The 7,517-nt window shown below is 36.5% G+C and carries 10 protein-coding genes; 1 reads left to right on the top strand and 9 read right to left on the bottom strand.

The genetic code is table 11. From position 1 onward, the window contains the following. Positions 1-67: 67 nt before the first annotated feature. From QZ276_RS08110 to mtbA, 8 genes are all read right to left on the bottom strand, one after another. Positions 68-256 carry a DNA-directed RNA polymerase subunit N gene (locus QZ276_RS08110; RefSeq protein WP_013193812.1) on the bottom strand — a complete coding sequence of 63 codons (189 nt, stop codon included), beginning with the start codon at positions 254-256 and terminating at the stop codon, positions 68-70. A 22-nt stretch (positions 257-278) separates the two neighbouring features. Continuing rightward, the gene (locus tag QZ276_RS08105; protein ID WP_292486979.1) at positions 279-683 is read right to left on the bottom strand and encodes a 30S ribosomal protein S9; all 405 of its coding nucleotides are present in this window, start codon (positions 681-683) and stop codon (positions 279-281) included. A gap of 29 nt (positions 684-712) precedes the next feature. After that, positions 713-1,132, bottom strand: a complete 420-nt coding sequence (locus tag QZ276_RS08100; RefSeq protein WP_292486978.1) for a 50S ribosomal protein L13 — start codon at positions 1,130-1,132, stop codon at positions 713-715. A 24-nt stretch (positions 1,133-1,156) separates the two neighbouring features. After that, on the bottom strand, positions 1,157-1,537 hold the full coding sequence (locus tag QZ276_RS08095) for a 50S ribosomal protein L18e (RefSeq protein ID WP_292486976.1): 381 nt from the start codon (positions 1,535-1,537) through the stop codon (positions 1,157-1,159). Between the two features lie 169 nt (positions 1,538-1,706). Further along, positions 1,707-2,192, bottom strand: a complete 486-nt coding sequence (locus QZ276_RS08090; protein WP_292486974.1) for a DUF2240 family protein — start codon at positions 2,190-2,192, stop codon at positions 1,707-1,709. Then, positions 2,164-2,649 carry a hypothetical protein gene (locus QZ276_RS08085; protein WP_292486972.1) on the bottom strand — a complete coding sequence of 162 codons (486 nt, stop codon included), beginning with the start codon at positions 2,647-2,649 and terminating at the stop codon, positions 2,164-2,166. The genes QZ276_RS08090 and QZ276_RS08085 overlap by 29 nt, the downstream gene beginning before the upstream one ends. A 43-nt stretch (positions 2,650-2,692) precedes the next feature. Beyond that, complete coding sequence (gene serA / locus QZ276_RS08080) at positions 2,693-4,270, bottom strand: phosphoglycerate dehydrogenase (protein WP_292486971.1); 1,578 nt, start codon at positions 4,268-4,270, stop codon at positions 2,693-2,695. A gap of 192 nt (positions 4,271-4,462) precedes the next feature. After that, a complete protein-coding gene (gene mtbA / locus QZ276_RS08075) occupies positions 4,463-5,485 on the bottom strand; it encodes a methylcobamide:CoM methyltransferase MtbA (protein WP_292486970.1) in 1,023 nt (340 codons plus the stop codon). Positions 5,486-5,988: 503 nt separating this feature from the next. On the opposite strand from mtbA, the gene pylS reads away from it, so the two are divergent. Next, positions 5,989-7,233, top strand: a complete 1,245-nt coding sequence (gene pylS / locus QZ276_RS08070; RefSeq protein WP_292486969.1) for a pyrrolysine--tRNA(Pyl) ligase — start codon at positions 5,989-5,991, stop codon at positions 7,231-7,233. Here pylS and QZ276_RS08065 read toward each other — a convergent pair. After that, entirely contained in the window at positions 7,230-7,412 is a 183-nt protein-coding gene (locus QZ276_RS08065) for a hypothetical protein (protein ID WP_292486967.1), read from the bottom strand. The genes pylS and QZ276_RS08065 overlap by 4 nt on opposite strands. Between the last annotated feature and the right edge of the window lie 105 nt (positions 7,413-7,517).

The following is a 7,517-nucleotide window of genomic DNA, read 5'->3' as shown; positions in this document are numbered from 1 at the left end:
CGTATTTCGCACAGTACTTTGCTGTGTCCCGAACGCCGAAGGATAGTCCAGGCTACCTCATGGTCCCTTACTGGTATGGTGCTAATGTATCTACAAGTTCAACATGTGTTAAAAACATTCTTCTGCAGCAATACCTTTTAATACCCAGATCATCAAGTACTGCTCCTGAGTTTTCTCCTTCTTCTACACGATTTTTGTATTCGTGCCACTGGTTGGCAATTACTTTACCACAGGTAAAACATCTGATTGGAATCATATTTTACACCTTAATAAATAATTTATCGGTACGATTTCTGGTATTTTGCGCGTGCTCCTGGACCGCCAAATTTCTTGGACTCTTTTTGTCTGGAGTTGTTTACAACCAAGTTACGGTCATATGCCATATATGTGTCTCTGGTGTTTGTATCATTGGTCCAGTCAACAATACCTCTTGCTATTGCAGTCCTTACTGCATTAGCCTGTCCCATCAATCCGCCACCACGGACATTTACATCAATATCCATTTCAGAGACTACATCACCCGCTAACTTGATGGCTTCCTGCATCTTAAGCCTTCCGAATTTAGGCTCATATATCTCAATGGGTACTTTATTAACCCTTACTTTACCTGTACCCTTACTAATAGTTGCACGTGCTATTGCAGCCTTATTTTTACCTGAGGAAGTTACTACTTTATCTGCCATGGTTAATATTCTCCTGATAATTTATTATATTAGAATTTTGCACCCAGTCTACGACTGACTTCACCAAGTTTTACAAATTTGTTTCTGCTTAATCTACTCAATTCTGCACCTTCAATTGTAGTAAACTTTGAATTTTCAAACTGGGATGGAACTCCTACATGTACTTTCAGACGGGACATTGCTTTTTTGCCTTTCTCACGTTTGTACGGAAGCATTCCTCTTACAGTCCTTGTTATAATACGGTCTGGTCTTTTGGGGAAATGCGGTCCGTGTTCGATTGAACCAATCTCTCTTTTTTCATTATAATCTGTTAATGTTCTAACCTTAGAACCAGATATAACTGCATTTTCTGCATTAACAATGGCGATTTCTTCCCCAGCTAACAATTCTTTTGCAACTGTGCTTGCAAGCCGTCCTATGATAAGATCATTTGCATCTATAATTTTCATTTATAACACCTACCCTACATCACCTTACTGTAAAATCTTAATACCAGACCCGCTTGGATTTTCTTCCAGGATTTCTTCAATGGTTAAAATTTTTCCACCGACGCTTTCTATTTTGTCCTTTGCTGTGTTGCTAATCTTTAAAGCCGCAACTGTTACTCCATGACCCAAGTCACCAGCTCCGAGCACTTTTCCTGGCACAAGCACAATTTCATTTTCATCGGTATTTCTATCAATCTTGCTAAGATTTACTTCTGCATGAGTTCTATTCGGCTTTTCGAGCCTTTTAGCAAGGTCTTTCCAAATAGGTGCATTTTCTGTATGCGATGTTTCTTTAAGTAACCCAATCAATTCAAAAATTCTTGGATTTGTTTTTTTAGCTACTCTCTTCTGGGATTTTTTACTCATTTTATGTTCCTCCGCAAGACTAAATCTTACTCACGCAATTCTGCGTTCGAACATTGTTAATTCAAACAATTACGCAAGAATATACTTCCTGTCAATAGAGTTAGTATATACTATTTTAAGCGGATTTTAATCTTCAATAACGTTACTAATACATAAAGATTATGCGAATTCAATCATATTGTAGGATTTTTTTATATATCTTTTGATAAAAAGGAGTTATATCACATCCTAATTCTTTTGCCACAAGGATTGCCGAAACTTCCGGGTAAAGGAGTTCTGAATATTCTTCTTGTTTTCCATTTATAAGGGATGCTACCTTTTGCTTGTCAATATTCATTGTCACTGTTATATATTCCATAATCTGTTCTATTGTTGACTTTTCTTTGAAAAGTTCATCTGATGGTTTAAAATCATGGGGTATAGATACGTTATCAAGATTGATATTAAGGTTTATGTATCCGTCCTGTTCATAAACAATATTTGATTCAATTGCCATATCTGACACTCTGGACGCCTCGTCGGGCGAAATCCATTTAAAGTCAAAAGATAATGCAAATTCAAATTCTTTCAATGATAATTCAGATGATGATTTTTTCTTGAATACTGATGCCACTACTTTTGTTAGCTCATCCACATGAACCACGCCGTATTTCATCAAATATTGTATCAGCAATTCTTCTTGATTCTGTATATCCGGGCCCCTCATGATGACTTATTTTAAGCGTTAACAAATCATCTCGCAAATCTACACGTACAATATATGAATCATTTCTAAAGGGTACCCTGCTGTAATTGTCATCAAGATAGCTATAAGACAAATTGATTCTAAAATCTATAGCTCCCTCTGGTTCGATAGTTGATAGTGTTCGGTTTATATTTTTATTATCTATCGGTTCAAAATCCACCCCATTTGTCACAATTTCAACACCTATCTCACGTTTCAGTTGAAAGTTTTTCTGTTTATGAGAAACCTGTGATTCAAACATACCGAATTTACCGGTCATACCTGCAAGTATTTTTAGAAGATATTGCAAATCTGAATAATAACGATACTGTTGTTCAAAATGTGTCTCCAGTCCTGGTGGTCGGTGGTAAATCCGTTTTCTCATCATATAAGCCTGTTAATATAATGGAGATGGTAAAAAACCATCCCCTTTAAAGTGTGACTGGTTTTGCATCCAGTATACCTTCAATGGACTTCATTTCATTTAGAATTGATTCAGGAACTTCTGAATCAACATTAAGTACCATTATTGTTTTTTCTCCAAGACCTACCTGACCCACCTGCATTCCAGAAATGTTTATATCATTTTTACCAAGCATAATAGCACAAGGACCTATAACATTTGGCCGGTTCATATGATCAACAACCAGCATATTTTCGGTTGGTACTATATCAAAGTGGTAACCGTCTATCTGGATTATCCGTCCAATTTTACCATTACCAGATACAGTACCTGTAATGGATTTTGTGTCAGAGCCTCTTGTAAGTTCCAGTGTTATAGTTGAAGGGAACTTATTGGTTGTTTCGGATTTACTCTCTATTACCTTGATTTTTCTGGATTTTGCAAGTGAATTCGCATTAACAAAATTAACACCTGGACCAAGTGCATTTTCCAGTATTCCCTTCAATGCTGCAACTGTTACCGGTTTGATATCTTTATCAAGTATATCACCGCTGTATTCCAGTTCAACCCGTTTATAGTTTCCAGTCATTAATTGTCCTGCAAATTTGCCCATAGTCTCAGCAAGTTTTAGATATGGAGTGAGTGCAGGCATCATTTCGGGTTTAACCGTAGGTATATTGATTGCATTGTTAACGGGTCCACCTGTTAATGCTGATATAACTTCATCTGCTGCTGCTTCTGCAACATTTACCTGTGCCTCTTCTGTAGAAGCTCCAAGGTGAGGAGTAGTTATCACATTATCAAAATCGAGTAAAGGACTTTCAAAAGGAGGTTCTTCTACAAAGACATCAATTGCTGCACCTGCAACTTTACCGCTTCTGAGTGCCTCTGCAAGTGCATCTTCATTAATAATACCACCACGAGCACAGTTTAGCACCCTTACTCCATCTTTCATTAATGCGAATTTATCAGCGTTGATAAGATTTTCAGTTCCCTTGGTAAGTGGTGTGTGTACAGTTATAAAATCGGCTCGTTTGCATATATCTTCTACAGATGTTAGTTCTACTCCCATTTCATCTGCCTGCTCCTGTGATACATAGGGGTCATATCCCAGTACTTTCATATGAAGAGCTTGTCCTCTTTGTGCAACATATGAGCCGATACGTCCAAGCCCGATAACTCCAAGATATTTACCATTTACTTCAACCCCCATGAATTTTTTACGTTCCCACTTTTTGGATTTTAACGATGCGTGCGCCTGAGGTATATTGCGGCACATTGCCATCATCATGGAAATGGTATGTTCTGCGGCAGATATCATATTACCTTCAGGGGTATTTACAACAATGATACCTTTATTAGTTGCAGCATCAACGTCTATGTTGTCTACGCCAACCCCTGCCCTACCTACAATCTTCAGGTTATCTGCTGCATTGATTACTTTTTCTGTTACATTGGTTCCGCTTCGAACAACAAGTGCATCATAATCCTTGATTTTCTCCACCAGTTCATCTTCAGATAGTCCTGTTATTACATCAACTGTGAATTGCTCTTTAAGTTTGTTTATTCCTTCTTCTGCTAATGAATCGCTTACTAATACTTTCATTTTTAAATACTCCGTACAACCCCAAAAATTGGTTAGGATTTGTAGTTAATTAGTTATTGTTTGTTATTTTATGGATATAACTAATCCAATTTAAGTATTATCTTAACATATAAAATAATCCAGATGTGTATAACTGATTATACAGTGATATTCTAAAAGAAAAAAGAAAAAGATTAACTGGAAATATATTGTTTAGTATTTCCAGCTTTTTGCACACTCAACCATTGTCTGTAGGTTTTCATTGGATGTAGCACTTACAATTCCACAACCAGGTGCCAAAAAGTCTACACCTTTATCCAGTGATTCCTGTGAATTTTCTTTAATCAAATCTGGGTTACCGTTCCAGAGTGTCTCAACCGGGTCGAGATTACCGACAATCTTTGCATTCTGGACGTTTTCTTTGGCTGTTGCAACATCAACTTTCTGGTCGACACTTATAGCATCTGTTCCAGATTCATCCATTATTGGAAGGCCTTTTGTTGTATCTCCACAAATATGAATGATTGTACCTACACCCATATCCTTGCAGGCGTCAACTACCTGTTTGTGGTATGGAAGTACAAATTTTCTGAAGAAATCAGGACCAAGCAATTCATAACTTGCTGTTGGATCAATGATTACGACGGTGTCTGCACCATTTTCTACCTGTTTTTTGGCGTAAGCAACACAGAATTCAGTGGTAAAGTCAAGAAGCTTTTTGCCAAATTCTTCATTTATCATTACATTGGTAAACCAGTCATCACCATTGAGGTGCTGGGCAAGTGAGAAAGGACCAATCATACTTCCAAATATTGGGAGCTCGTCTCCGTATTTGTCTGCCAGCTGTTTGATTGATTCACAGATTGTGCCTATTCTCTTCTGGCTTAAGTCGTAGCCTTCAAGAGACTTGATATCGTCTTCGGTTTTTACTACATGACCTACAACAGATGGCTGCTGTTTCTGGGTACCTTCTTTGAGTTCACATCCGAAAAATTCGGCTTCTGCTGTAATATCGAATGGTACACGTACCATTTCAAAACCAACAACTGTGTGAGCGGCTTCTGCAAGTGTTGTCATTTTGTCAGCATCATAGTGAGCATCTGGCCAGTATGCTCCACTTGCTTCCATCTGTTCAACTGTTCCGGTCTGGGTAGCACAGATGGCTGGCATCCTGTCCACCGATTCTCCTTTCAGTGCTTTTGCAAATCTTTCTTTTGAGGTATATTCTTCAGCCATTAAAATCAAACTCCTTTTTAAATAGTTTTATATAGTTTATGAATGGTATGCTTTAATGGTCTTTTCGCGTATATATAACTTTTTATATCAAATGATAAATATTACAATACACATCAAGCCCAATTATCGTGTATATGTTATATTTGATTTACTACCAATAATTATAAGTAGCCAATACGTATGACATAAATATGTAACAAATATACAAAGGAAACCCGATCAGGTAGATCGAATGGACTCTAAATCCATTCAGCCGGGTTAGATTCCCGGGGTTTCCGCCACTTTTTTGCTATAAATATTTCGTATATGTAAATATATTTATAAGAGCTTGACATTCATCGATTTGACAAACTGAAAATAAGTATCAATATATTAATAATACAGGTTTTATTCTTAATACATATCAATATTTAAACTTGTTTTAAATATTGAACAACAGATTCATCCAAACCAAACAAGCAAATCCAGTCTATCCTGTGTTTACTACTCATGGAGTTGGGATTATGTCTAAAAAATCACTGGCATCATTAATATCAGATCTCCAAGTATGGGTTTCAAGGAGTGGTTTACTCCATGAAATAAAAAATTATGAAGTATCACAAAGATACATTCATATGGAAATGGATTGTGGGGAAAAAATCACAGTAAGAAATTCCAGAAATAGTCGTACAGCAAGAATATTAAGACTTAAAAAATACAAAAAATCCTGTAAAAACTGCAAGGTTTCTGATGAGGTTATTAACAGATTTTTACAAAAACATACCGACAGAACTGATACAAAAGTAACTGCTTTTTCATATTCTGGATCAAAGAAAAAGAAATCCAAGCAACTGGGACATAAAAAAAAGAAGCAATCCAAAGTGCAGGTCAACTCTGCTACTGGAAATATTCAATCAAACATATCCGTTTCAGAAGAAAAAACAGACAACAAAATTGAGCCAGAAACATTTACTTCTGCACAGAAAGAACGAATTAACGAACTACTTTTACCCGGCGAAAAAATACCATTTTCTAATGAACCATCAAAATTTAAGGAAATAGAATCTGAATTGGTCAGCAAAAGGAGAAATGATTTCAAACAAATGTATGAAAATGACCGAGAAGAACAAATTGCAAAACTTGAAAGAACCATTTCCAAATTTTTTGTTGATAAAGGGTTTATAGAAATTAAAGCCCCAATAATTATTGATATTGACTCTGTTAAAAAAATGGGTATCGATACAGATCATAAATTATCGAAACAGATATTTTATCTTGATAATAAACACTGCTTGCGACCCATGCTTGCACCGGGTCTCTACCAGTGGCTTAAAAATTTTGACAAAATCCTGTCTGACCCGATTAAAATTTTTGAAATCGGACCATGTTATCGGAAAGAATCAGAAGGTAGCCATCACCTTGAAGAATTTACCATGTTTAACTTCTGTCAGATGGGTTCTGGTGCAAACAGAGAAAACCTTCTAAATCATATAGATGACCTATTAAAACATCTAAACATCGACTACAAAATAATTGATGATAACTGTCATGTTTATGGTGAGACCATAGATATCGTCCACGGTGATTTAGAACTTTCATCTGCTGTTGTAGGTCCTGTTCCAATTGATATGAACTGGGGGATTGATAAAACCTGGATTGGTGCAGGATTTGGGCTGGAAAGATTGCTAAAGGTTAAACACGGATATAAAAATATAAAACGCGCCAGTAAATCTCATTCATATTATAATGGTATGTCAACCAATCTCTAACTGTTGAAACTATAAGCTGACATACTCCAACGGATAAATCCATTGGGTTCTATGGTCATCACCCATCTTGATGTTGCCACTTGCGGGGCGCCAGTACTCCTGTACGATACATCTCTGTCTGCATCGCATTGTTTGTGTTCGACACCAAACAATACCTGATGGAATTTGATGATACACAAACAACTGGTTGAATTTAACAATGTCTTATATCAGGCAACTTGCTCAAAGCAATTGTACACTGAAAGCATTGTTTTTGTACACATCTAAATATGATTAACTACGTT

Origin of the sequence: Methanohalobium sp. (genome assembly GCF_018609725.1) — an archaeon.
Taxonomy (GTDB): domain Archaea; phylum Halobacteriota; class Methanosarcinia; order Methanosarcinales; family Methanosarcinaceae; genus Methanohalobium.
The sequence above is the reverse complement of the archived record's forward strand: the minus strand, read 5'-3'. Positions and strand labels throughout refer to the sequence as shown.

Coding starts and splice junctions, on each gene's coding strand:
- QZ276_RS08100 (WP_292486978.1), bottom strand. CDS start 1,132: ATGAAAATTATAGATGCAAATGATCTTATCATAGGACGGCTTGCAAGC.
- serA (WP_292486971.1), bottom strand. CDS start 4,270: ATGAAAGTATTAGTAAGCGATTCATTAGCAGAAGAAGGAATAAACAAA.
- QZ276_RS08085 (WP_292486972.1), bottom strand. CDS start 2,649: ATGATGAGAAAACGGATTTACCACCGACCACCAGGACTGGAGACACAT.
- QZ276_RS08110 (WP_013193812.1), bottom strand. CDS start 256: ATGATTCCAATCAGATGTTTTACCTGTGGTAAAGTAATTGCCAACCAG.
- QZ276_RS08095 (WP_292486976.1), bottom strand. CDS start 1,537: ATGAGTAAAAAATCCCAGAAGAGAGTAGCTAAAAAAACAAATCCAAGA.
- QZ276_RS08105 (WP_292486979.1), bottom strand. CDS start 683: ATGGCAGATAAAGTAGTAACTTCCTCAGGTAAAAATAAGGCTGCAATA.
- pylS (WP_292486969.1), top strand. CDS start 5,989: ATGTCTAAAAAATCACTGGCATCATTAATATCAGATCTCCAAGTATGG.
- QZ276_RS08090 (WP_292486974.1), bottom strand. CDS start 2,192: ATGAAATACGGCGTGGTTCATGTGGATGAGCTAACAAAAGTAGTGGCA.
- mtbA (WP_292486970.1), bottom strand. CDS start 5,485: ATGGCTGAAGAATATACCTCAAAAGAAAGATTTGCAAAAGCACTGAAA.